Origin of the sequence: Vibrio sp. B7 (genome assembly GCF_963888765.1) — a bacterium.
GTDB classification, from domain to species: Bacteria; Pseudomonadota; Gammaproteobacteria; order Enterobacterales; family Vibrionaceae; genus Vibrio; species Vibrio anguillarum.
The window spans coordinates 50,003-73,617 of sequence record NZ_CAWPKR010000003.1 but is presented as its reverse complement, the minus strand read 5'-3'; the positions used below and the strand labels follow the sequence as shown (position 1 = coordinate 73,617).

The following is a 23,615-nucleotide window of genomic DNA, read 5'->3' as shown; positions in this document are numbered from 1 at the left end:
CATTCGCGCGGTTTTATGTGATGTGTGAATAAGATTTATGGGAATAAATGCGCTAAAAAGGTGATTTGAATCGCTATTTCAAGCGCAAATTTATCGTCTCTTTATTTGCTGCCTGTCACAAAACAACTGGTGGTTATTTTGGTTTTATGTTTATTTTCCCAATCGAGCGTCAGGAAGCACGCAATATTAACGGAGGATGGCTTTGAGCCGAGCAAAAGTACGCATGCTGTCGGTTGCGAGCATGGGAGCGTAGTCAGCGTTTTGTGCCTCAAGCTGATAATGGTTTGGTCCTATTTTGCGTATTACGCGTAGCAAGTAGTGGTTATCACCCGTTTCATCTTGAGTTTCAATCGCCATGACCAGATTAGAAATTGAACCTGCGCTCTTTGGTGTGACCCATTCAAGTAGTAGTAAATCACCATCTTGAATCGGGTTTTTACCTCCATTCATTGAGTTACCTGAAGCGGGGGCAATGAAATGTCTTGTTGGATCAAGCTTACCGTAACCAGCGGCGACTAAATATTGCTCTTGCGTATCATGAGTACCTTGCTTGAAATGACCGCAAGCAATTTTTAGATCGGGGTAGAGAGGCAAATAGGTACCTTTTTCGCCTGCTTGGTTTGGCAACGGAAGGATCTTGGCCGAAGTTTGGATTGGCTTCGAGTTTGAGTGCGCTTCTTGCTTACTGACTCGCTGTATGTATTCGGCAAAGCGCAAATCGACAAGTTCTTGAATAAGATCATGAAGCTGTGGCAAATCGGCATTGTCTACAGCAAAAGTGGGTACAAAGCGATGATTATCCACCTTAAACCATGCATGGCCAGAAGAGTCTGGGCTTGTAAACGCTTTGACTGGGTTGCGATTCCAGTAATTTAGCCATTCGGATCCTGTGGCGCTAAATTGCTTGGCTTGTTCGGTGAGATCTCGTCGCATCAAATCAGGTCTACGTGATAACACTTTATGACTTTGAATCGCTAGCTCATTCAATGTTGGGGGCTTTCTCAAACCATCAAGCTCTAATAGTGCTTCAAGTAAAACGGCTTTAAAGCATTTGCTCATCGCTGTGATTTCGACTGCTTTGAGCAAAAACTCGTCATATTTCGTCAGTCGTTGAGTCAGTGATAAGTCACTTTCTTGGTCTGCCACGAACCTAAACCAACTTTTCATCGAGCGGCGTACTTTACTGAGATCATAGCCATGGTGGAAAAATTCGGCGGCACTTGGTCGGTGTGCGAGCTGATGCTTAAGATCTTGGTAATCTTCAGCCGCAGTTGAACGTATCTGTTTTGCTAAGGTTTGCCAAAATTGCAGCAGTTGTGGATCAAAGTTGACATAGCAACCGGCCGCTAACGAAGTGGTTTGGTTGGTCGCTTTGACTATTTCTTTCAGTGAACCCACATTGAGTAGGGTTGCGGGCCGATTTAAAAATGAAGAGTGATTACCGATAAAATCTAACACCATTAATTGCTGTTTACCTGTACTCGGAGATTGGCGCAAACCGCGGCCTAATTGCTGTAAAAAGAGTATTTTTGATTCGGTGGGACGAATCATCAAAATGGTATCAATCGCTGGTAGATCGGTTCCTTCATTGAACAGGTCGACAGAAAAAAGAATGTCGATACTTCCTTCATTCAACTGTTTTAAGGCGTCGTTTCGACGTATTTGAGAGTCACTATAGACGGCGATAGCGCGAACGCCTTGTTTGGAAAAGTATTTCGCCATGTAATCGGCATGACGTTTAGAAATACAGAAAGCTAATGTGCGCTGTTGTTTTCTGTCAAACCAATGGTGATAAATATGTTCGGCACGCTGCTTGGTCGCAAATGCACTGTCCAAAGCTGTAGAGTCAAATTTGCCATTGCGCCAAGGGATTTCTTGATAATCGACGAATTGATCGTAAATACCGTAGTAATGAAATGGCACTAAAATTTTCTCATCAATGCCATGCACCAAGTTACGCTCAAACACTAAATTGTTGTCGCAAAGCGATAATATATCGGCTTGATCAGAGCGCTCGGGTGTTGCAGTTAAGCCTAAAAGAAATGCTGGTTGGAAATAAGCGAGTAAATCTCGGTAACTACGCGCACTCGCGTGATGAAATTCATCGACAACAATATAGTCAAAATCATCGGCTTTGAAGCGCGCTAACTGCGCTTTTTTACCTAAGGTGGCGACTGAAGCAAAAAGATAATCAGCTTTCTCTGTTTTTTCAGCTCCGTTGTATAAGCCAGTTTTAGCGTTAGGTATTAATTTACTAAATGTGCTTTCAGCTTGAGTCAGAATCTCTTCTCGATGGGCCACAAACAAGACGCGTTTTGCTTGCATCTGTTGAGCATCAAAAGCGGCTAACCATGTTTTTCCCATTCCAGTCGCTAAGACAACCAAGCCACGTACATAGCCTTGCTCACGGCTCTGGTTTAGCGCTGATAAAGCCAACACTTGCATTGAGTTTGGGGTAGGGATCTCCGGTGCTTCATCGGCTCCATCCAACAGTGTTAATGAACGTTGCATTGACAGTTTTTTGTAGCGCAGTAAGTAGTCGTCTATCCAGTGATGGGAGAGAGCCATACTCTGTTCATGAGAAAAAATAGCTGAAAACTGCTCACGAATATATTCAAATTCTTGCGCTGCGGGTGAAGTGGCTGGTTGCTCAAAATCGTGGCGTAAAGCCCACTCATAGCTTTGTAGTAATGCTGTTTTACTGATGTTATTTGAACCGACCCAAGCACAACCTTCACTGATGATCCCTTGTTCCGTTTTAACAAAAATGTAGGATTTCATATGAAAGCTATGTTGACTTTCACAAGTAAAAATACGGCATTGCGCTCCACGTTCCGCCAATATCATAAGGCGTCGTAATGCGACTGGGTGGGTTATTGCTAGATAGTCCGAAGTCAGTAATTTGAGTGAGGCTCCACTTTTTAGAGCGTCAAGAATAGGGTCAAATAGTAAATCCAATCCGGAAGGTTGAACGAAAGAAACCGAGATCTCTATTTCACTAGCGTGGTTAATGGCTTGGATTAACTTAGGAAGTAGCGGGTCTTGTTTCCCTCCCGCACTTAATTTTGGACCGCTATATAAAGTGGCTAGACCCTTGTTTCTATGAGCGCTCATCGCTCTTCACTTTTTATTAAAATAGCATTCAACCACTGTTCGTTTTGGCGATCCGTTCTTAAATCATTGGTTATCCAGATTTTTGCCACATTCAATGGGGCATGAGCGATCCACTGTGCTAAACGTTGTTCATCACCGTTGGTAAATCGACGGCCATCACGTTCCACTTCCCCTGTTCCATATTTAAAAGAACAATATAAAGGGGCTAATGGTTTTAGCTGAGAAGCTAAATGAGTAAAGGTATCTGGAAGATCCAATTCACCAACATGCAGTAACGATGCGCAAGCCCAAATACCATCAAAAAATTGATCACTTTGAAAATCAGCAAAGGTTGAAACGGTGACCGGAATTTGAAGCAGTTGAGATGCTAAGCTTGCTAATTCTTCACTGGCGTCAAATGCCACCACTTTATAACCCTGCTCAATGAAACTTTTTGCATCTCTGCCAGAACCACAACCAGCATCAAGGATGATGCCCCCTTTTGGAATATGAGGCGTAAAGTGTTCCATCAGCGAATGGGTATCTACTTCTTTGGTTGATGCAAAAAACAGTTGGGCATTTTGGTTGTAGAACTCGATAGACATAATCGCTCCTCAAAGTGAACGCTATTCTAACTATCTAATACCAAAGGCTCAATTGATTGCAGTACAAGTGTGATCAACTGAGTTGTTTTAAGTTTTTCGTGCGCAGACAGTTAGCCTAAAGTTGCCATAGAACTCAAGTGATGTTCTATTCAATAAGAATGACTAATTAACCATCAATATTATTAATTTCACTTATTCCACAGAGGGCTTTACTCTGCACTTCGGCTTCAATTTGAATGAGAAAGAAAAATATGACAGCGATTACTGATTTAGAGGTTTTACTGCAATCCATGTCACCCGAGTTGGTGGGCGGAAGTTATGTGTTTTTTACTGTGCAAGGGGCATTAGCCGATTATTTGCATTTAGAACCCGTGGCGACATTTCAAGAGCGTGAAGGGCTGACCTTGGTCGTTGAGCAGCAAAAGGCCGTTGCGGCGCAGCTCGATTTTGAATCGGTATTCAGCTTAATTACGCTGACGGTTCATTCAAGTTTAGAGGCGGTGGGTTTAACGGCCGCTTTTGCAACTAAGCTAGCTTCGTATGGCATCAGCGCTAATGTGATGGCGGGCTATTACCATGACCATATTTTTGTGCAAAAAGAGAAGGCAGAAAAGGCGATGGCGGCACTCAAAGAGTTCGCACAATAATGATTTCCTTGCTACCTGCAACTCCAAGTTGTTTGGTTATAAATATTCAAAATAGCATAGTTTGATGCAACCAATCGGTTAAGGGTAGAGGATAAGTGTATGAGTAATATGGTAATGAAAGTGAAGACGGCATCTGGTCGGCAAGTGACCTATCATCGGAATTTAACGGCGCTGCGCCAGTCGTTTGACCAAGCTGGGATTCGTTACCAGTTGATTGAGACGAAAGTGGTTGCGGTTCGTTCTCCTCGCTGAATGAGTTAGCGTACGTCAGTTAATTTTCATTCAGGGATGATTGAATGTGTCAAAAGGGGAGTGGTGATGCGTTTGTTGAGTTTGCAGTTTTGTTTCCAAAATTGAGAAACATATTTTCGAGAATAAGCGTGTATTGATAAGAGTCTTTTCTAGGATTTATACCGAATGCCGTGATATTATCCTGCGCCCAACGGTCAGGTGGTGGGTTTATAAACCACTACAGGCCTTATTAGTAGCAGATAGTTTCATTGTTGTGGATGATGATTCTATGTAAAAAGAGACCGTATTTTGCTTGATATATTACGCGAAGTATTAGGATGGACATCTGTCGCATTCTATATATCACTCACTATTTTTAATTCGATGAAGTTTACTCGCTATGCTGCATTTGCTTCGGCTGCGAATGACATTGCTTGGTCAATTTTGATGGGCTGGTGGCCTAAAGTCATCCTTAACCTGTCGGTTGGTGCCATTAACGCATATCGATATGTGAAAGATTTTACTAACACCAGCAAAATGGTGATCAATTCTGCTGCGGCTTTGATGGCGAGCGGTATTCTTTATATTGCTTATGTGGCCGTAAGCAGCTTTATCAATAACCCCACACTTGCCGAAGCCTTGCAGTTTGGCGATCTCGCGTTAATTTTGTTGGCACTGTATATGACTGACCTGAAAAGGTTCCGTTTGCTCATGTTCTTATCGGGGTTTGTTGGTATGGCTGCCTATTTCGGTAACCCACAAATGATGATTATCAAAGCGTTGGTTATTGGCATTATGGCTTACAAGCTTTTCCGCGCCGATAAACTCACTACAGCTGCTACCCATCAGCAACAAACGAATGCATAACTGCGGGTGTGTAAACTGACCTCCGCATTTGTACAAGAGAAACATCAGGGTGGCGTCCTAAGTTGAGATTGGCGCGCTTTCTATTTATTGAGCGATAGTCATTGAGTTGCGATTGTTTAGAGCCACCTGGCAAAATCATCAATTTCCTGCTTCAAAAGGAACTGAACCCGCGTCCATGTATTCCTAAATCATTTAAAAATACTAGCTTGTTATAGCAATTCAATCTAAAGCAAGAGCGCTGATACTGAGCATTTTACCCATCCTCACCATCTATCAATAGCGATTTTAACGCATCGGGAGAAGAAGGGAGCAGCCCGACTTTTAAGCCAAATGGTTTGAGTTGCCAATAGGCGACATCGTGCCAAACTTGAGCAAAACATAGTCTTGTTCATCTGAACTAAGGTCTTCAATATCTAGGTATTTAACCCAGTACCGTCTACTAGCGCCGCTAGGCATAATATCGTCTAGAAACTTTAACCATCTGGGTTTACCCATGTCATTAAAAAAGAATGAGACAGGGTGGTTTAGTGAAACAGCGTGAAAGTCATCTTTATCGTGATGCTCTAGCGCATAGTCGCTGAGGTAGTTGAGTTCAGTTACTCGGAAATTATGTTGGCTACTTTTAGGGAACGAGATAATACCAATATCTATCCATTCACCTTTGATAAAAGCTTGTACGGTTAGTTCTTCCATCGACAACACCCTACTTATCAATGAGTAAAGTTTTACTCTTAAAGTCATTTTCTTTCAAGTTGTGAGTAAATTGTTACTCATAATCTGTAAGTCAAAAGTTTTGATAAGCAGAATGGATGATTTCAGCGATGAAAGCTGCGATAGGAAGTAGGGCGTTAATAGTTTGTACAGTGATGCAAGTTGTTCGTAATAAATGAACAGTTACCTTGAATGAACAAAGTGGTTGAGGTGAGCTGTGGCAGTGTTACGAGGAATGTTACTAAATGACTGAGATTAAGTGAATATTGATGAGACGCCCTGAACCACTTAAAGCTAGATATGACAAGGGTTTAGAAAAGAAAAAAGACGCCCTAGGACGTCTTTAAACTATGATTTGGTGGAGCTGGCGGGATTTGAACCCGCGTCCGAAAATCATTCATCATTGGTACTACATGCTTATTCGATCTTTAATTTCACCATCAAACTGCGAACCGACACGCTATCTAATGGCTATCCTGAATTAGTTTTAATGCTTTGTCTCTCAGGCGGGAGACGCGGCACGAGCTTGTTTGGTTTTGACTCTCTGTTGTTCCCCGTCTTACGAGCGGAAGCTAGGGCAGAAAGGCTCTTGGCAGGTTATTAAGCTGCTAGTGCGTAGTTTTCGTCGTTTGCGACTATTTTTTTGCGGCTTTTAACGTGGCAAACCGCCCCACGGCATGCACCTCAGACTGCAAAATTCCCGTCGAATCCAGAATCAGCCCCAAGTGTGTTGACGCATACTACCAGAAAACCTTTGTCTGTCTAGCTTTCTGCGTCTAAGTGGTCAAGATTAACGCAATGAGCTCTTCATTACGCGTGCTTTCTCTCTTGCCCAATCTTTTTCTTTTAAATCATCACGTTTGTCATGCAGTTTTTTACCTTTCGCTACACCAATTTTGATTTTCACCCAAGAGCGAGACCAATACAGTGATAGTGCGATAAGTGTCATGCCTTCACGGTTGATGCGTCCATAAAGGTTGTCCAGTTCACGGCGGCTGATTAACAGCTTGCGCACGCGAGTTGGGTTGGCAACCACGTGAGTGGATGCTTGCTGCAGTGGCGTTATTGTCATTCCGGAAACAAAGGCTTCTCCGTCTCGCATGAAAACGTAGCTTTCTGCGATATTCGCTTTGCCTTGACGAAGAGATTTGACTTCCCAGCCTTGGAGCTCCATGCCAGCTTCTACTTCATCTTCGATAAAGTATTCGTGGCGAGCTTTTTTATTTACAGCAATGGTATTGCTACCTGCTTTTGAGTTTGATTTTTTCTTTACCATAGTGGCGGCATTATACGGCTTGGTTTGAGCTTAGGAAATCCTTTTATTTGCGTAGGATAAGAATAAAAGTAAAATTGTTACACACCAGACTTTTTCGGTGGTGATGAGGAGAGAATATGAAGCAAGTCAGTCGTTCTGCTTTAGTGTCTTTTAGTGCAGAACAAATGTTTAATCTCGTGAATGACGTTGCTCGTTATCCTGAATTTTTGCCAGGTTGTTCTGGTTCTCGCGTTATTGAATCTTCCGATTTGTCGATGGTGGCTTCGGTGGATGTTTCAAAGGCAGGGATAAGTAAGACGTTCACAACGTCGAATGTGTTGGTGGCCAGTGAAGCTATTTTGATGAATTTGGTCGATGGTCCTTTTAAGGTTTTAAAAGGCGGTTGGTATTTTACTGCACTTGATGAACAAGCCTGCAAGGTTGAACTTAAACTGGAATTTGAATTTTCGAGCAAAATGGTGGAATTGGCTTTTGGCAAGATATTCAATGAATTGACCAGTAATATGGTTAACGCATTTACCAAACGAGCGAAACAGGTGTATCAGTAATGAGTATTGAATCTGAGATGATCCATGTTGAGGTAGTCTATGCATTGCCTCACGAGCAAAGAGTACTGAATTTGGTGGTAGACAAAAACTCAACCGTCGAAACGATAATTCAACAGTCCGGTGTGCTTGAGCTCTACCCAGAGATTGATTTATCAAAAAATAAGGTCGGGATTTTTAGTCGTAACGTTAAGCTAGATTCGACGGTCAGAGACCGTGATCGCATTGAAATTTATCGTCCGTTATTGGCCGATCCTAAAGAGATCCGTCGCAAGAGAGCCGAGCAGGCAAAAGCGCAACAGTAAACGTTGCTGCGGTATTGGGTGCAAGATAAAGGGCTCGTTATGAGCCCTGTCCGTTAGTGTCACTCATTGTGAGGTGCACTTTGGGTATCATTTGTTTGAACGTGTTTTCGTTCAGTTTACGCCTTCAAAAAACCGTTCGCTAGGAGGGTAGTCGCCACTGATTTCCATCAAAGCACCTGCGGTATTAAATGTCGCAATCAGGTTTTTCTGTATCGATTCTTTGTGGCCTTCCGTGTGGTGATAAATGTAATACCAAGTATCGGGATAACCGTTTTCAATAAGCATCGGCGACCCCATGACAAACCTAACCTGTTCTTTGCTCATACCGAACTTGAGTTGATCGACGGCTTGCTGTTCAACGTAGTTGCCTTGGTTAATATCAATACGATAAACGAGTTTTTCTAATAAAGAGCATCCAGTCAGCATTGTCATTGCTAAAGGGACTGCGATTAACCACTTTTTTAACTGCATATTCAAAATTCTTTGCCAATAGGTCGTAAAACTGGACTGATAATAAACAAGCTCGCAGCAGAAGTAAAAAATAGACTGAGCTACGAGCTAGTTGAGACTGCAAATTTTGAGTTTGGTTGCAAACCTAAAAAGAAAAATGTCAGCTTAGGCGGCGATCAGCAGTTCTTTCGCATTAGCAAGGGTAGATTCGGTGATTTGGCTACCCCCTAAAAGGCGAGCAAGTTCAGCGACGCGTTGTTCATTGTCTAACCGTTTCATTTGTGTTTCTGTCTTTCCTGCTTTGGCTTGCTTGCTGACAAACAGTTGTTGGTGCCCGCAACCTGCCACTTGTGGTAAGTGAGTCACACACAGTACTTGAGTTGATTCGCCTAATGTCCTTAACATTTTTCCGACCACCGCAGCAGTTGGCCCACTGATACCGACATCGACCTCATCAAAAATAAGGCTAGGAGTGTCTACTTTTTGAGCGGTGATCACTTGGATTGCTAGAGATATCCGTGACAGTTCTCCGCCTGACGCGACTTTAGCGATAGGCTGCAGCGGTTGACCTGGGTTGGTCGAGACTAAGAAGGTTACGGTGTCAAAACCCAGTGGTGATGGATGCGTTGTTTCATGATTCACTTCGATGCAGAACTTGGCTTTTTCCATGCTCAGTTCGTGCATGCTATTGGTGATTAATTTATCTAGCTCTTTCGCGTAACGGCTACGAGACTTATGCAGTTTGTCGGCACAGGTTGCAAACTGCTGATACTGTTTGGCAACGTTACTTTCCAGTTCTTGTAATTTATCTTCAGAGCAGTCAAGTTGCGCTATTTGTTTGAGCAGATCTTGGTGGTGGTGGTAAAGCGTTTCAGGAGCGATGTAGTGCTTGCGCGATATGGACATCACTTTAGAGTAACGTTCTTCTACATAAGCCATACGTTCAGGATCGACATCGATACTGTCCAGATAGTTTCGCAATTCACTGTTGGCTTCTTCGAGTTGGATGATGGCTTCAGCCACCATGTTGGGTAAGGTGGCAAGTTTTTCATCTAACTCGGCCAGTTCAAGCAAGGCGTGGTTGGCTGACTGCAGCAAACTTAGCGCATTGACTTCTTGCCCTTCATAAATAAGTTCAATGGCTTGCTGGCAAGTGGTAGCAAGCTCGCCACTGTTGGCTAAACGTCTGTGCTCTTGTTCGAGTTCGGTGAACTCTTCTTCACCAATCGCCAATTCATTGAGCTCTTTGATTTGATATTCCAGCAGTTGAACTTGAGCTTGGTTTTGTTGACTATTTTCTTTGAGTTGATTGAGCTGGTTATCTGCTTGACGCCACATTTGGTAGGCTAAGCGTGTCTCTTTGACAAGATTCACGTGACCTGCGTATTGGTCCAGCATGCTCATTTGATACTCACTTTTCATCAGTTGATGATGGGCGTGTTGACCGTGGATGTTGATCAGTAATTGACCTAGAGCTTTGAGTTGCGAAAGAGGCACAGGGCTGCCATTGATGAAGGCACGAGAGCGGCCATCTTTGGTGATGATTCGGCGTAAAATACACTCTTTTTGGTCGAACAAGTCATTGTCTTCCAACCAGCGCGTGGCGTTGAGGTTATTGTCCAAAATAAAGGCGGCGCTGACTTCGGTTTTTTCTTCACCCTGCCTGACCATTCCTGCTTCCGCACGGCCACCAAGGCATAAACTGAGCGCGTCAATTGCAATGGATTTACCCGCACCGGTTTCGCCAGTAATGGTAGTCATTCCTTTGGAAAGCTCTAACTGCAATGATTTAACAATAGCAAAATTATTCACACTTAAATGAGCCAGCATTTCTGTACCTATATAATCAAATAACACTGTATAAGTGAACAGTATAAACTGTTTTTTTATACAGTAAAGATGCCTGTCAGAAAACTATGAGTATTGTAAACTGCTCTGAGTTTAGTGCATGCGACAGGAAGTGATTTATGTTGCTTGATAGCTCTGGCTTTCTAGTGAATTTTACTTCATTTGATGGGGTTAATTAGTTTTGAATTGATTATTAAATGTTCATTAAATAGTTTGACGAGGTTCACAAAAAATCCCGCTAAATTTATAGATTTTGTTTTGCTCGATTTAGAAGGAAATAGCGCGCCAATTAGGCGCGCTTTAGTTAGTGATTATTCAACTTCCTTTAGACGGGCTGTGAAGTGGCGTAGCACTTGTGGCTCGTAGGTGAAATCGAGTCCCTTTACGTTGTGGGCATTCTCTTTTACTTTCCCAAATGCTTCGATAACAAAGTCCATGTGCGTTTGGGTGTAAGTAGCACGAGGAATGGTTAGGCGTAACAACTCAGCAGGACAAGGGTGTTGTTTACCCGTTGCAGGATCACGGCCTAATAGTAACGAACCGATTTCCACCGCGCGAATACCTGCTACTTTGTAGAGTTCACAGGCCAAAGCATGGGCTGGGAATTGATGCGAAGGGATATGAGGTAATAGTTTGCCTGCATCAACGAATGCTGCGTGGCCGCCAGCCTGCTGACACACAACCCCAATGGCTTCTAGGCCATCAACAAGGTACTGAACCTGGCCGATACGGTACTCTAGCCAGTCTTGACGCATGCCATCGTATAGACCGACAGCAAGACGCTCCATTGCACCACCTTCAAGACCACCATAAGTAGGGAAACCTTCTTGAATCACACAAAGCGTGCGGCATTCCGTGTAAGTGTCCATCATCGATTCATCTTTGAAACACAACAGACCACCCATTTGAACCATTGCATCTTTTTTAGCAGACATGGCTAAACCATCTGCGTATTTATAGGTTTCACGAGTGATTTCTTCGATAGTCCAATTTTGATAACCCGGTTCGCGTTGCTGAATAAAGTAAGCATTCTCAGCAAAACGCGCAGAGTCCATGATGACAGGAATATCGTAGCGTTGAGCAATCTCGTATACCGCTTTTAAGTTAGCGATAGAGACAGGCTGACCACCGGCAGAGTTACAAGTAATCGTGCTGACAATGTAAGGTACGTTCGCAGGTCCTGCTTCTTCAATCGCCATTTCAAGTTTCGCGATGTCAAAGTTACCTTTGAAATCTGCATTGACAGACGTATTGAACGCATCTTCGGTATAGACGTTTTTCGCCACACAGCAGTTAACCTGAGTGTGACCTTGCGTGGTGTCGAAGAAGTAGTTAGACAGCGCCACCATTTTTGAACGATCGAGGCCTTTTTCTTGCTCACGCTTTTTAATTAGAACAGGAATATAGATTTGCTCTGCACCACGGCCTTGGTGAGTTGGGATAGTTAACTCATAACCGAAGATATCTTTTACCGCATTCGCCAGCGCATAGTAGCTGCGGCTGCCACTGTAAGCTTCGTCACCCATTAGCATTGCTGCTTGCATTCTTTGAGTAATAGAGCCTGTGCCGCTGTCAGTGAGAAGGTCAATAAACACATCGTCACTATCGATAAGGAATGGGTTCATACCCGCTTTAAGGATGGCTTCTTCGCGATATTCACGCGTTGTACGTTTTACTGGTTCAACAACACGAATGCGGAAGGGTTCTGGTAAGTGTTTAAAGTTTTCCATGATAATACCTTTGAATAATTTGATTTTCGTCAGGCGATATTAGTCAACACCCTTTATATATTTAGAGTGCAAAATATCGCGCCAAATAATTAGCGATAAAATTCGAGTGAAATAAATCTATTTGAGAATAACCAAGCAACAACTTTAAATTAATAAAGATGAATGCAAGCATCGAAAAACGATATAAATAGATTTAGTGTTGATGCTGATTGTTTAATGGATTCGAAAGAATGCAGAAACAACCAAGCAGGTTAGGCGTGTGCAAAAGATGGTAAAATTGATATTTGATAGTCGTGCGTGTACCAAGCTAGGGAGCTTGACCATAACTTATCTTGAATTTTTAGATTTTTACTCATATCTAAATCCGTGGTGAGTTATAGCTGGTTGACTGATGGAACGATTCTTAACCAAGTTGATCAGTAAGTAAATTGATAGAAATAATAATTGTGATCGAAGTCCTTAACTTGAATATGGAACAAATCATGGCTCACAAATAATCAGCTATAGGATAAGTAAATTTATGATGGAAAATAAATAGAAATTTTAAAACCCATTAAATATTAATGATTCCCTGTAAAAAAGACCTCGATATTATTAATCGAGGTCGACAGTCAATAGAAGGTGAAGAGGTTGGTTTAAAACAATTTACTCGACCAACCCAGTTTCTTTCTTAACACGTGATAGTAGCTGTAATCTTTAGGATGAATGAGCTTTAGAATATTTGGGCTTTGGTAAATATGCACTTCATCACCGGGGGAAACCGGTAGGGATACTTGTCCATCGCAGCTAACTTCCTGTGTTCCGCGATTATCAGGCGAAACCAGCAGTTTTATCTGGCGGTTGCCATCCACAACTAAGGGGCGGCTTGAAAGGGTATGCGGGAACATGGGAACCAGTGTAATGGCGTTTAAACTGGGGGATAAAATCGGCCCGCCGCCAGAAAGTGAATAAGCGGTAGAGCCCGTTGGGGTAGAAACGATAAGGCCATCAGAGCGTTGAGAAAAAGCGAAGCTATTATCTATATAGACTTCAAATTCAATCATATGTGCAATTTTTCCGGGGTGTAATACGGCTTCATTAAGCGCTGCATTATGGCTTTTGACTTGCCCGTGGCGATGAATTTCTGTTTCCAGTAAGAAGCGTTGTTCTTCTAAATATTCGCCATTGAGTACTGCAAGTAGCCTTGGTTGAAAATCTTCTGGGTTGAGATCGGTCAAAAATCCTAAATTGCCACGATTCACCCCAATCACGGAAATGTCGAAGCGTGATAATACGCGTGCGGCACCGAGCATATTGCCATCGCCCCCAACCACAACCGCAAGGTCTGCTTTTTTGCCGATTTCAAGCAGGCTAGCGAAATGTTCCGCAGGTACACCTTCCAATATTTCACTGAGACGATCATCAATAAAGACCGGATATCCCATTGAAGTTAGCCATTGGTAAAGCTCTTTATGTGTTTGAATGGCTTGTTGATCTCTTGGTTTTCCAATGATAGCGATCACTTCAAATGGTTTTTTCATAAATTTTCCAAACTAATTAGGCTTGAATCAGGATTGTTCATCCCCATAATAAGGGCAAGTTATGCCTTTGTGCGAATTTTTGTGTGCTTAACTTTTTGAACTGTGGAGGTTAAGCGCAAAATAGTTGGATTCTGGAGATATCATGAACAACGAAGAAAACAAAATCAAAGAAGAAGAACTACAGCAAGAAGTAGTGGGTCAAGAAGCTGAAGTCGTTGGTACTGACGCGGATATCGATTGGAACGAACAAGTTGAAGTCGATGAGAAAGAGTCCCAAATTGCGCAATTAGAAGCGGCGCTACTGTCGAGCGAAGCAAAAATTCAAGAGCAAAAAGACTCGGTGCTAAGAGCGAAAGCGGAAGTTGAAAATATGCGCCGCCGTTCAGAGCAAGAGATCGATAAAGCGCGTAAATATGCGTTGAGCCGTTTTGCTGAAGAGTTGTTGCCAGTGTTAGACAACCTAGAGCGCACGATTCAAGCTGCTGACGCTGAGAACGAAGTAGTGAAACCGCTGGTGGAAGGTGTGGAACTGACACACAAAACTTTCATTGGCGTAGTTGAAAAGTTTGGCTTGAAAGAGATTAATCCTGAAGGCGAAACATTCAACCCAGAACTGCACCAAGCAATGTCAATTCAAGAGAGCCCAGATCATGAACCTAACACTGTGATGTTTGTGATGCAAAAGGGCTATGAGTTGAATGGCCGAGTGATTCGCCCTGCGATGGTCATGGTATCAAAGTAAAGAGTTGCGAAATAAGCCAAATGCTTTATTGGCGTTAATTTATTCAGTGCCAAAGAGAGGTGTACGTCGCCTCTCTTTTTTATGTCGAAATCGATTAATGTCGAGATAGAAACCTTCATTAAGTGATTTCGGGATTGAAAAAGTCGTTATTTACGCTGTTTAGCCGAAATATCATAACTTTTTTCAATTTTGCCCTTGAAAAGGTGCTGAGTGACCTTATTTATTGGGCATACGAGAAACGAACATCCTTGTTTAGTTTGTGAGTAAGGGTTGAAACCCTGTTCTCCCTCCCCCACATAGGGGGTAGCATAAAACAAAAATAGAATTTATTTGGAGATAGCCTGATGGGTAAAATCATTGGTATTGACTTAGGTACTACTAACTCTTGTGTTGCTGTTTTAGATGGCGACAAACCTCGCGTTATTGAAAACGCTGAAGGTGAACGTACAACTGCATCGGTAATTGCATATACAGATGGTGAGACGCTAGTAGGTCAGCCTGCAAAACGTCAAGCGGTAACAAACCCAACCAATACGCTATTTGCAATTAAGCGTTTGATCGGTCGTCGTTTTGAAGACGAAGAAGTTCAACGTGATATTGAAATCATGCCTTACAAAATCGTGAAGGCTGATAATGGCGATGCTTGGGTTGAAGCAAGAGGCCAAAAAATGGCCGCTCCTCAAGTTTCAGCTGAAGTTCTGAAGAAAATGAAGAAAACAGCTGAAGATTTTCTTGGTGAGCCAGTTACTGGTGCCGTTATTACGGTTCCTGCATACTTTAACGATGCACAACGTCAAGCAACGAAAGATGCAGGTCGTATTGCAGGCCTTGAAGTAAAACGTATCATCAACGAACCAACAGCGGCTGCACTTGCTTATGGTTTGGACAAACAAGGTGGCGATCGCGTTATCGCGGTATACGACCTTGGTGGTGGTACATTTGATATTTCAATCATCGAGATCGATGAAGTTGAAGGCGAGAAAACATTCGAAGTTCTAGCAACTAACGGTGACACACACCTTGGTGGTGAAGACTTTGATAACCGCATGATCAACTATCTCGTTGATGAGTTTAAAAAAGAGCAAGGCATCAACCTAAAAACTGATCCACTTGCGATGCAGCGTCTAAAAGAAGCCGCAGAAAAAGCGAAGATTGAGTTGTCATCAGCGCAACAAACAGATGTGAACTTGCCTTACATCACCGCTGATGCTGCTGGTCCTAAGCACATGAACGTGAAAGTGACACGTGCGAAACTAGAATCTCTAGTGGAAGACCTTGTTCAGCGTTCGCTTGAGCCACTAAAAGTGGCGCTGGCTGATGCAGACTTGTCTGTCGGCGACATCACTGACGTTATCCTAGTGGGTGGTCAGACTCGTATGCCTATGGTTCAGAAGAAAGTGGCTGAATTCTTTGGCAAAGAAGCGCGTAAAGATGTTAACCCAGATGAAGCGGTTGCTGTTGGTGCGGCCATTCAAGGTGGTGTGCTTGCGGGTGAAGTAAAAGACGTACTGCTACTTGACGTAACGCCTCTGTCTCTCGGTATCGAGACAATGGGTGGCGTGATGACTAAGCTGGTTGAGAAAAACACAACGATTCCAACTAAAGCGAATCAAGTATTCTCTACCGCTGAAGACAACCAAAATGCAGTAACGATCCATGTTCTACAAGGTGAGCGTAAGCAAGCCATGTACAACAAATCGCTAGGTCAATTTAACCTAGAAGGTATTCAAGCTGCACCACGTGGCATGCCACAAATTGAAGTTGTGTTTGACTTGGATGCGGATGGTATCTTGCACGTGTCTGCGAAAGATAAACAAACAGGCAAAGAGCAGAAGATCACTATCCAAGCGTCTGGCGGTTTGAGCGATGCTGAAATCGAGAAAATGGTCCAAGAAGCTGAAGCAAACAAAGAAGCGGACAAAAAGTTCGAAGAGTTAGCGACAGCACGTAACCAAGCGGACCAAATGATTCACGGTACTCGTAAGCAAATTGAAGAAGCGGGTGATGCTCTTCCTGCTGACGATAAAGTGAAGATTGAAGCGGCCATTACTGAGCTTGAAGAAGCGAAGAAAGGTGAAGACAAAGAAGCGATCGACGCTAAAGTTCAAGTGCTTATGGCTGCTGCTCAAAAACTGATGGAGATCGCTCAGCAAAAAGCTCAAGCACAACAAGCGGGTGAAGGCCAACAACAGTCTGCAGAAGACGATGTCGTTGACGCTGAGTTTGAAGAAGTCAAAGAAGACAAAAAGTAATTGATTGAGTTCCCTCCTTTTCAACGGGGAGGGCTAGGGTTGGGTGGCTCGCGAGTTTAACCCACCCTAACTTCTCTAAGAGAAGAATGAAATCAACGGTATTATGCGGGCGTTTGGGGTAACTCTTACGCCCGTATGTCTGTAATTAATGAAAACTCATTGGTGTCCATCTAACTAACAGTGTCTTTTTAGTTTGAATTCACTAGAATCTAGAGCCATTAGTTAGGTCGATATAAACACCAAGCGGCAGCGTGTCGTTTGCGGTAACAAATTGGTGACGAAGAAGATGTCAAAACGTGATTTTTACGAAGTATTAGGCGTAGGCCGAGATGCCTCTGAGCGCGATATTAAAAAGGCGTACAAGCGCCTAGCAATGAAGTTTCACCCTGATAGAAACCAAGGGGATGACAGCGCTTCGGACAAGTTTAAAGAAGTAAAAGAAGCGTATGAAATTTTAACCGATTCGCAAAAGAAAGCGGCTTATGATCAGTACGGTCATGCTGCTTTTGAACAAGGCGGAATGGGCGGTGGCGGCTTTGGTGGCGGCAGTGCTGATTTTGGTGATATCTTCGGTGATGTCTTTGGTGACATTTTCGGTGGTGGTCGTCGGGGCGGTGGTCAAGCGCGTGCACAACGTGGTGCTGACTTGCGTTACAACATGGAACTGTCTTTAGAAGAGGCCGTTCGTGGTTGTTCGAAAGAGATTGAAGTGCCAACACTGGTCCATTGTGATTCTTGTGAAGGTACTGGCGCGAAGAAAGGCTCGTCTGCGCAAACGTGTGGAACCTGTCATGGTCACGGCCAAGTACAGATGCGCCAAGGATTTTTCGCTGTACAGCAAACCTGTCCGACTTGCCATGGTAAAGGTAAGATCATTAAAGACCCATGTAACGTGTGTCACGGACAGGGGCGTAAGCAAAAAACCAAAACGCTTAATGTTAAAATTCCAGCCGGTGTGGATACGGGCGATCGCATTCGTTTATCTGGCGAAGGTGAAGCGGGAGAAATGGGCGCTCCAGCGGGGGATTTGTACGTACAAGTTCACGTCAAAGAGCACCACATTTTTGAACGCGATGGCAACAACTTATACTGTGAAGTCCCTGTAAGTTTTGCTATGGCGGCACTTGGTGGTGAAGTTGAAGTTCCAACACTCGATGGTCGTGTAAACTTGAAAGTACCAGAAGAGACGCAAACAGGGCGCATGTTCCGTATGCGTGGTAAAGGTGTGAAAGGCGTACGCGGTGGGGCGATCGGTGATTTGGTTGTCAAACTCGTGGTTGAAACACCTGTGAAACTGAGCGCGCGTCAAAAAGAACTATTACGTGAATTTGAAGAAACTTGCGGTGGTGAAGCGGCAAATAAGCATAAGCCTAAATCGGAAGGTTTCTTTAATGGCGTGAAAAAGTTCTTCGATGATTTAACCAGCTAATTCACTGTTGAATTATTATCTATCCAATAAGGCCTGCAATGCAGGCCTTATTCGTTCCTGATACAGGATGACTTTCTCCTCCCCTCACAAACTGAACCTTTGTGATGTTCTATTTCCAGCATGCGCTTGGTGCGGATTCGTTGGTTGATTTCAATGTCATGACCTTATCGCTGGTTAGACATTCATCCTTGTCTTGGCCTCTGGTGCTCTGCGCCGTCGCGGTGATGGTGTAGCTACTGGTTGCGGAGCTGGCGACTGAAAACTGATAGCGTTCAGCATCGCTTTCACAGATGACGCAATTTCCCCCTGAAATGATCCCGCTCCAGTCATAACCCTTATCGTAGTGATGCTCCAGTTCCAGTTGAATTCTCCCCATATCGGCGAGTGCGGTGGTTCGGTGTCCTTTTAAAACGTGTTTGGTATAACTTGGATAAGCGATTGCAGACAGTACGCCAATAATCACAACCGCAATCAATAATTCGATCAATGTCATCCCGAACGACCGCCGGTTGTGGTTGTTGCATTTAGAATTTCGAATTATCACGTGGAGTTCCTTGTTGATTTACCCGCTATTTTTATTAGGTGATAGCATTCGCGCAAGGTGAATTTTGTTTCATATTTTAATTACATAGGAATTTGGGAAATGGCTCGCGGGTTTACTTTACTTGAGCTGCTTATCACGGTTTCCGTTTTGTCTATTTTACTAACGATAGCGGCTCCCAATTTCAAACAAGTCAGTGATACGCAAAAGATGCAACGTTTAGCGGGTGAGATTAATGGCTTGATGATGAGCGCCCGTTCGGAAGCAGTAATGAGAAAGCAGCCGCTATGGGCGCATATTGTCATGTCGGGTTCGGTTAATAGCCAAGGTGAATGGCAAATCGTGCTGACTAATTCAGGAACCTATCCCGGGGGGCAAGTGATTTCATCGCTATCGGGGCAACCTTATCGAAATATTGAATTGGGGGTGAATTACCCGTCAAATCAGATCCATTTTGAAGCCATTAATGGCCGAGCTGTAAATGGGAGCCTTGACTTTTCAACACACCAAGGTGCACTCAAATTCACGACCTATAGACCTTCAGGACGAATGCGCCTATGTGGTAATGGAGGAGACTATTTTGGTTTTAAGCAGTGCAGCTAACATACCGAGAGCAAAAAAGCATACCTATAAAGCTCATATCGCTGAAACCAAGCAGATGGGAGCAACGTTAATTGAGTTCATGGTGGCATCCATGCTTGGCTTGATTGCGATAGCCATTATCGGCTCTGTATTCATCACTGGGCAGAAGGTAGCGACCGAAAGAGGCAAGGAGCTACTGCTACTGCAACAAGTGACGGGCGCGCTGCAATACCTCAAACAAGATATTCAACGTGCAGGTTATGATGGCGGTCATGGTAACTCACTCACGTTATTGGATAGCGATGATATCGTTTTTATTTCGGCCGACCAATCAACGCTCGCGTATGCCTACCTTGATGATACGGGGGCAACGAAACAGATCAGAAATGTTGGGTTTGTCATGACTTCTGGCGCGTTGGGTGTCTGTGACAGGCCGACGTCTGTGATTTCAGGGGCCAAAACCGTTTCCCAAGCGACGGCTGGTTGCTCTGCTATTTTTGATACTAACCAGATTAATGTGACTCATTTTAAAGTCCAGCGAGCATCATTAGCGGCGAATGGAGTGAGCTCAGCCTACATGACGATCTCTATGGCAGCAGAGTTGGTGGGGGATAGCCGTGTATCAACATCATTTGGAGTGGCAATAAAACAAAGGAATTGGCAGTAATGAAGCAAGCTCAGCAAGGCACTGTAACGTTATTGATCACCACGCTTTTGTTGGTGCTCGCTTTAGTGGTGGCATTAGGCTCATACCGTTCGCTCTTTTTTCAGATAAAACGAGCACAAAATGAGGTGCAAGCGAGGCAACAGCATTGGCGAGCAGAAGGGGGGCTTGAGTGTGGTTATAGCCATATTGTGAACAATAAAAATAGTTCAATTCCAAATAACCTCAATACCTTGTGTGTCGATTTAGAGTTAACGTACCTCTCTGCAGACCCTACTAACGTCAGTACACTTATGTCCCAGTATCAAATGACGACGTTGAAAAAGAACATTCTGTTTCAACGTGGGAGAAGTCCAGGAGCCATTCGCTCTACTTCAGACTTAATAGTGTTTGGCTCTACACTTATTTCTCCACCAGATCCCGGGCCCAAAAATAGTGATGGGAAATATGAATGCGCGGCTATCGCCGTTGCTAAATATGTTATTGCTACGGCGGGAGTGACAAATAATGGTGTTGGGAGTGCTATTCAAAAACCAAGCGCTGTTTTTGACAATAGTGCCGATTGTGCGCCGACGCATAAAACGAACAGTAGTTCACAAAGCGGTATTTGGAAAAATAGTAGCGGTCTTTATGAAGCAGTCGATGTCAAAAATGATATTTACCGAGATGAAACGCTAAACCCATTTAAAGATCTCTTTGGTTACGAACGGGGAGAATGGGAAAAAGCACGCGACGATACCGAATTTAAGTTCTTGAGTTACACAATGACCAGTGGTGATGTTGATTGTGTTTCGAAATTTAAAGGTGCTTTGGTTCTTGGTCAGCCGAATCAAGTATGGATTGATGGCAGTTGTCAACTGAACCAAGCATCGATTGATACAATGTCAACCATACAAAATGCTCATCCTGGGACTTACCTTTTTTTGCTGGTGCATAATGGCGTGTTAGGGATTCGAGGGAGTGGCAGCATTCAAGGGGTGCTCTTTCATTTTAACAGTGGATTTGCCGCTGATACGGCAAATTGGAATGGATTTGATACTGAACTCATCGCGGATCTCAATGCTAATTTTGATGCACCGATAAAAACATTGTACGGCAGCGCTACCACCTTGACGCCAAAGCACGCTACCTACTTACAGTCGGGATCTTTTCAATTTACCGGAGGAATGGCCTTTGATACCCAAGGTCAGATAGCACTATTTTATAACTCGCTACGTTTGCAATATAACAGTGATATTGAAAACAGCTTTTCCTTTTCGGTTCCACCTAGATGGCAAAAAGGTTCATGGAATGATCTCTAAGCAGCAAGGATTTAGCCTAATAGAAGTAATGATATCGTTTGTTCTAATTGGTGTTGGGGCACTGGGTTTGGTCAAATTACAAGTGTTGGTTGAGCAAAAGGCGGATTTTGCCGTTCATAGTATCGAAGCACTACATTTGGCCGAACAAAAGTTGGAATGGTTTCGTAGCCGTGGCGCTTCTGCCGCGATTTCTACTCTCACGCCAGCGAATTTTGATAGTGATATTGTCAACGGACAAGATCACTCACATCCCTTTTATACACTCAGTTGGTCAGTACCAACGGTCTCTTTATCGGGCTCACTGAAAACCATTTATATTGAGTCCTATTGGCATGATCGTCAGGGAAATAAGCAGTCGGTTGAGCTGAAAACCATGATTTCGCAGTTCAGTGAGTTTGATTAGCGTCTCGATGCTTATACAAAAATGAAATATTTGATTTTGCAAATTGGTTACTGATTTGTAGGAAAAAAGAGCATAAGAATGTGTTTGGATTGTTGTGGCGGAATGCCATTTTTGCAAAATATGTCCCCGTTTTTGTAAAAAACTGTAGAAGCTTGTGCTTTGGTTGAGGCTTTTTTATAGAATAACCGACGATTAATAGGTCGGCTAAATAAATTGATATAGGCCTACAGCAGCAACATCACATATGGAGTTACGAATGAGTAACCAAGTCGTAAAACAAGCACCATTTCCGAAGCCGAGCGGTATGGATCGCTTTTTAAATTTTATTGAACGTGCAGGAAATAAAATTCCTGACCCTGCGATTTTGTTCTTCTGGGCACTGATTATTGTTTGGGTTTCATCGGCACTGTTATCGAATGTGACATTTGATTTGACCAACCCTCGAACGGGTGAAGCACTGCAAGTTAATAACCTACTGACAGGTAAAGCGCTCGCGAGTTTTCTAGCTAATATGGTGACCACATTCACCAGCTTTGCGCCGCTAGGTATCGTGCTGGTTGCCATGCTCGGTGTGGGAGTGGCTGATTCTTCAGGGTTTATCACTACAGGCCTTAAGAAAATGCTAAATTTCACGCCAGCGAAACTACTAACACCGATGCTGATTTTGGTGGCGATAGTGTCGCATACGGCTGCTGATGCTGGTTATGTATTGGTTATTCCTCTGGGTGGGATTATTTTCCATGCGGCAGGGCGTCATCCACTGGCCGGTATTGCAGCCGCATTTGCTGGTGTTTCTGGTGGCTTTTCAGCGAACTTTATCCCTTCTGGTATTGATCCTTTGCTCGCTGGTTTTACACAAACCGCCGCACAAATTTTGGATCCTCAATACATAGTGAATCCGCTGGCGAACATTTTCTTCACGGGTTTATCTTCGGTGATCATCGTTGCGATTGGTTGGTATGTGACTGAGAAAATTATTGAACCTCGTCTAGCGAATATGCCTGTCGATGAAGATGCGGAAATAGCGCCAGATCTAGGAACATTCAGCGCAACGGAATCGAGAGCATTTCGTTTTGCTGGCTGGGCAATGGTGGTAGGTATTGGATTACTAGTAGCGGCTTTGATCCCAGAAAACTCAGCACTGCGTTCGCCTGATGGTGAGCTAACGGCCTTTTCTGCGCCAGTGATGAAGTCGATCGTTCCTTTGATTTTTATCTTGTTTATTATTCCGGGAATTGTGTATGGCCGAGTGGCTGGCACCTTTAAAAACAGTAATGACGTGATAAAAGCGATGTCTGGCACCATGGCTACGATGGGCGCATACATAGTGATGTCGTTCTTCTGTGCTCAGTTCCTATCAGCGTTTGGTCAGTCTAATATTGGTACTATGTTGGCATTGTATGGCGCTGAAGGCTTAAAAGCGATGGACTTACCCGGCCAAGCAACGATTGTGGGGATGATTTTACTCACGGCTAGCGTTAATTTGCTGGTGGGTTCGGCCTCGGCAAAATGGGCATTGATTGGTCCAATTCTGGTACCTATGCTGATGGCGGTAGGGATTTCTCCCGAGCTATCGCAAGCGGCTTACCGCGTGGGCGATTCGGTTTCTAACATTATCTCTCCACTGATGGTCTTCTTCCCATTAGTCGTGGTGTATTGCCAACGTTATGTAAAATCGACGGGCATTGGCACCTTGGCTTCAATGATGATGCCTTTCTCCATTGCGATGCTGATTGGTTGGACGCTGTTCCTGCTCGCTTACTGGGTTTTTGGTATTCCGCTAGGGGTGCAAGCGCCTTACACATACAGCTTGTAGCGTTAACGTTATTTATCGAGTCTGAATTAAAAGCCCGCGAGTGTATCGCGGGCTTTT

The 23,615-nt window shown here is 43.7% G+C and carries 21 protein-coding genes, 1 other RNA gene and 3 pseudogenes; 13 read left to right on the top strand and 12 right to left on the bottom strand.

What is annotated here, in order from left to right; translation table 11 throughout:
* Window positions 1-186 precede the first annotated feature (186 nt).
* Both AACV32_RS02075 and AACV32_RS02070 read right to left on the bottom strand, forming a co-directional pair.
* Window positions 187-3,114, bottom strand: coding sequence for a DEAD/DEAH box helicase family protein (locus AACV32_RS02075; protein WP_170894850.1), 2,928 nt, complete (start codon window positions 3,112-3,114; stop codon window positions 187-189).
* Entirely contained in the window at window positions 3,111-3,698 is a 588-nt protein-coding gene (locus AACV32_RS02070; protein WP_170894849.1) for a class I SAM-dependent methyltransferase, read from the bottom strand. The genes AACV32_RS02075 and AACV32_RS02070 overlap by 4 nt, the downstream gene beginning before the upstream one ends.
* 251 nt (window positions 3,699-3,949) lie before the next feature.
* Between AACV32_RS02070 and AACV32_RS02065 the strand changes: the two genes are divergently transcribed.
* The 3 genes from AACV32_RS02065 to AACV32_RS02055 all read left to right on the top strand — a co-directional run bounded on the left by AACV32_RS02065 (window position 3,950) and on the right by AACV32_RS02055 (window position 5,443).
* Window positions 3,950-4,345, top strand: a complete 396-nt coding sequence (locus tag AACV32_RS02065; RefSeq protein WP_170894848.1) for an ACT domain-containing protein — start codon at window positions 3,950-3,952, stop codon at window positions 4,343-4,345.
* Window positions 4,346-4,444: 99 nt separating this feature from the next.
* Window positions 4,445-4,597, top strand: a complete 153-nt coding sequence (locus AACV32_RS02060) for a hypothetical protein (protein WP_013857464.1) — start codon at window positions 4,445-4,447, stop codon at window positions 4,595-4,597.
* 288 nt (window positions 4,598-4,885) lie between these two features.
* Entirely contained in the window at window positions 4,886-5,443 is a 558-nt protein-coding gene (locus AACV32_RS02055) for a hypothetical protein (RefSeq protein WP_017045604.1), read from the top strand.
* A gap of 16 nt (window positions 5,444-5,459) precedes the next feature.
* Here AACV32_RS02055 and AACV32_RS02050 read toward each other — a convergent pair.
* The 5 genes and pseudogenes from AACV32_RS02050 to smpB form a co-directional block, all read right to left on the bottom strand.
* Window positions 5,460-5,582: pseudogene (locus AACV32_RS02050) on the bottom strand (integrase); the annotation flags it as partial.
* Window positions 5,583-5,696: 114 nt separating this feature from the next.
* Window positions 5,697-5,780 (bottom strand): annotated as a pseudogene (locus AACV32_RS02045) (transcriptional regulator); the annotation flags it as partial.
* Window positions 5,781-5,782: 2 nt separating this feature from the next.
* Window positions 5,783-6,136, bottom strand: a pseudogene (locus AACV32_RS02040) (hypothetical protein); the annotation flags it as partial.
* Window positions 6,137-6,510: 374 nt separating this feature from the next.
* Window positions 6,511-6,877: a transfer-messenger RNA gene (gene ssrA / locus AACV32_RS02035) on the bottom strand.
* 67 nt (window positions 6,878-6,944) lie between these two features.
* Complete coding sequence (smpB, locus tag AACV32_RS02030; protein WP_013857439.1) at window positions 6,945-7,430, bottom strand: SsrA-binding protein SmpB; 486 nt, start codon at window positions 7,428-7,430, stop codon at window positions 6,945-6,947.
* A gap of 116 nt (window positions 7,431-7,546) precedes the next feature.
* Between smpB and AACV32_RS02025 the strand changes: the two genes are divergently transcribed.
* Both AACV32_RS02025 and AACV32_RS02020 read left to right on the top strand, forming a co-directional pair.
* Window positions 7,547-7,978: an SRPBCC family protein gene (locus tag AACV32_RS02025; protein ID WP_017049442.1), complete on the top strand. Its 432-nt coding sequence runs from the start codon at window positions 7,547-7,549 to the stop codon at window positions 7,976-7,978.
* Window positions 7,978-8,280, top strand: a complete 303-nt coding sequence (locus tag AACV32_RS02020; protein ID WP_010319507.1) for an RnfH family protein — start codon at window positions 7,978-7,980, stop codon at window positions 8,278-8,280. The genes AACV32_RS02025 and AACV32_RS02020 overlap by 1 nt, the downstream gene beginning before the upstream one ends.
* A 111-nt stretch (window positions 8,281-8,391) precedes the next feature.
* On the opposite strand, the gene bamE is transcribed toward AACV32_RS02020, so the two are convergent.
* From bamE to nadK, 4 genes are all read right to left on the bottom strand, one after another.
* Entirely contained in the window at window positions 8,392-8,751 is a 360-nt protein-coding gene (gene bamE, locus AACV32_RS02015; protein WP_026027472.1) for an outer membrane protein assembly factor BamE, read from the bottom strand.
* Between the two features lie 144 nt (window positions 8,752-8,895).
* Entirely contained in the window at window positions 8,896-10,560 is a 1,665-nt protein-coding gene (gene recN / locus AACV32_RS02010; RefSeq protein ID WP_170894846.1) for a DNA repair protein RecN, read from the bottom strand.
* Between the two features lie 329 nt (window positions 10,561-10,889).
* The gene (gene tnaA / locus AACV32_RS02005) at window positions 10,890-12,308 is read right to left on the bottom strand and encodes a tryptophanase (protein WP_170894845.1); all 1,419 of its coding nucleotides are present in this window, start codon (window positions 12,306-12,308) and stop codon (window positions 10,890-10,892) included.
* Between the two features lie 635 nt (window positions 12,309-12,943).
* Window positions 12,944-13,828, bottom strand: coding sequence for an NAD(+) kinase (gene nadK / locus AACV32_RS02000; protein ID WP_013857433.1), 885 nt, complete (start codon window positions 13,826-13,828; stop codon window positions 12,944-12,946).
* 142 nt (window positions 13,829-13,970) lie between these two features.
* On the opposite strand from nadK, the gene grpE reads away from it, so the two are divergent.
* The 3 genes from grpE (at window position 13,971) to dnaJ (ending at window position 18,251) form a co-directional block, all read left to right on the top strand.
* Complete coding sequence (gene grpE, locus AACV32_RS01995; protein WP_038148829.1) at window positions 13,971-14,570, top strand: nucleotide exchange factor GrpE; 600 nt, start codon at window positions 13,971-13,973, stop codon at window positions 14,568-14,570.
* A gap of 344 nt (window positions 14,571-14,914) precedes the next feature.
* A complete protein-coding gene (gene dnaK, locus AACV32_RS01990; RefSeq protein ID WP_017049444.1) occupies window positions 14,915-16,822 on the top strand; it encodes a molecular chaperone DnaK in 1,908 nt (635 codons plus the stop codon).
* Window positions 16,823-17,108: 286 nt separating this feature from the next.
* Complete coding sequence (gene dnaJ / locus AACV32_RS01985) at window positions 17,109-18,251, top strand: molecular chaperone DnaJ (RefSeq protein ID WP_026027474.1); 1,143 nt, start codon at window positions 17,109-17,111, stop codon at window positions 18,249-18,251.
* A 109-nt stretch (window positions 18,252-18,360) separates the two neighbouring features.
* On the opposite strand, the gene AACV32_RS01980 is transcribed toward dnaJ, so the two are convergent.
* Complete coding sequence (locus AACV32_RS01980) at window positions 18,361-18,795, bottom strand: type IV pilin protein (RefSeq protein WP_170894844.1); 435 nt, start codon at window positions 18,793-18,795, stop codon at window positions 18,361-18,363.
* A gap of 99 nt (window positions 18,796-18,894) precedes the next feature.
* On the opposite strand from AACV32_RS01980, the gene AACV32_RS01975 reads away from it, so the two are divergent.
* From AACV32_RS01975 to AACV32_RS01955, 5 genes are all read left to right on the top strand, one after another.
* Window positions 18,895-19,395 carry a GspH/FimT family pseudopilin gene (locus tag AACV32_RS01975; RefSeq protein WP_017043370.1) on the top strand — a complete coding sequence of 167 codons (501 nt, stop codon included), beginning with the start codon at window positions 18,895-18,897 and terminating at the stop codon, window positions 19,393-19,395.
* Complete coding sequence (locus tag AACV32_RS01970; protein WP_170894843.1) at window positions 19,373-20,041, top strand: PilW family protein; 669 nt, start codon at window positions 19,373-19,375, stop codon at window positions 20,039-20,041. Before AACV32_RS01975 ends, AACV32_RS01970 begins: the two co-directional genes overlap by 23 nt.
* Window positions 20,032-21,339, top strand: coding sequence for a hypothetical protein (locus AACV32_RS01965; protein WP_170894842.1), 1,308 nt, complete (start codon window positions 20,032-20,034; stop codon window positions 21,337-21,339). The genes AACV32_RS01970 and AACV32_RS01965 overlap by 10 nt, the downstream gene beginning before the upstream one ends.
* Complete coding sequence (locus tag AACV32_RS01960; RefSeq protein WP_017045593.1) at window positions 21,329-21,742, top strand: type IV pilus modification PilV family protein; 414 nt, start codon at window positions 21,329-21,331, stop codon at window positions 21,740-21,742. The genes AACV32_RS01965 and AACV32_RS01960 overlap by 11 nt, the downstream gene beginning before the upstream one ends.
* A 256-nt stretch (window positions 21,743-21,998) precedes the next feature.
* Window positions 21,999-23,558 (top strand): AbgT family transporter, encoded by a 1,560-nt coding sequence (locus AACV32_RS01955; RefSeq protein WP_170894841.1) that lies wholly within the window; start codon window positions 21,999-22,001, stop codon window positions 23,556-23,558.
* Window positions 23,559-23,615 lie beyond the last annotated feature (57 nt).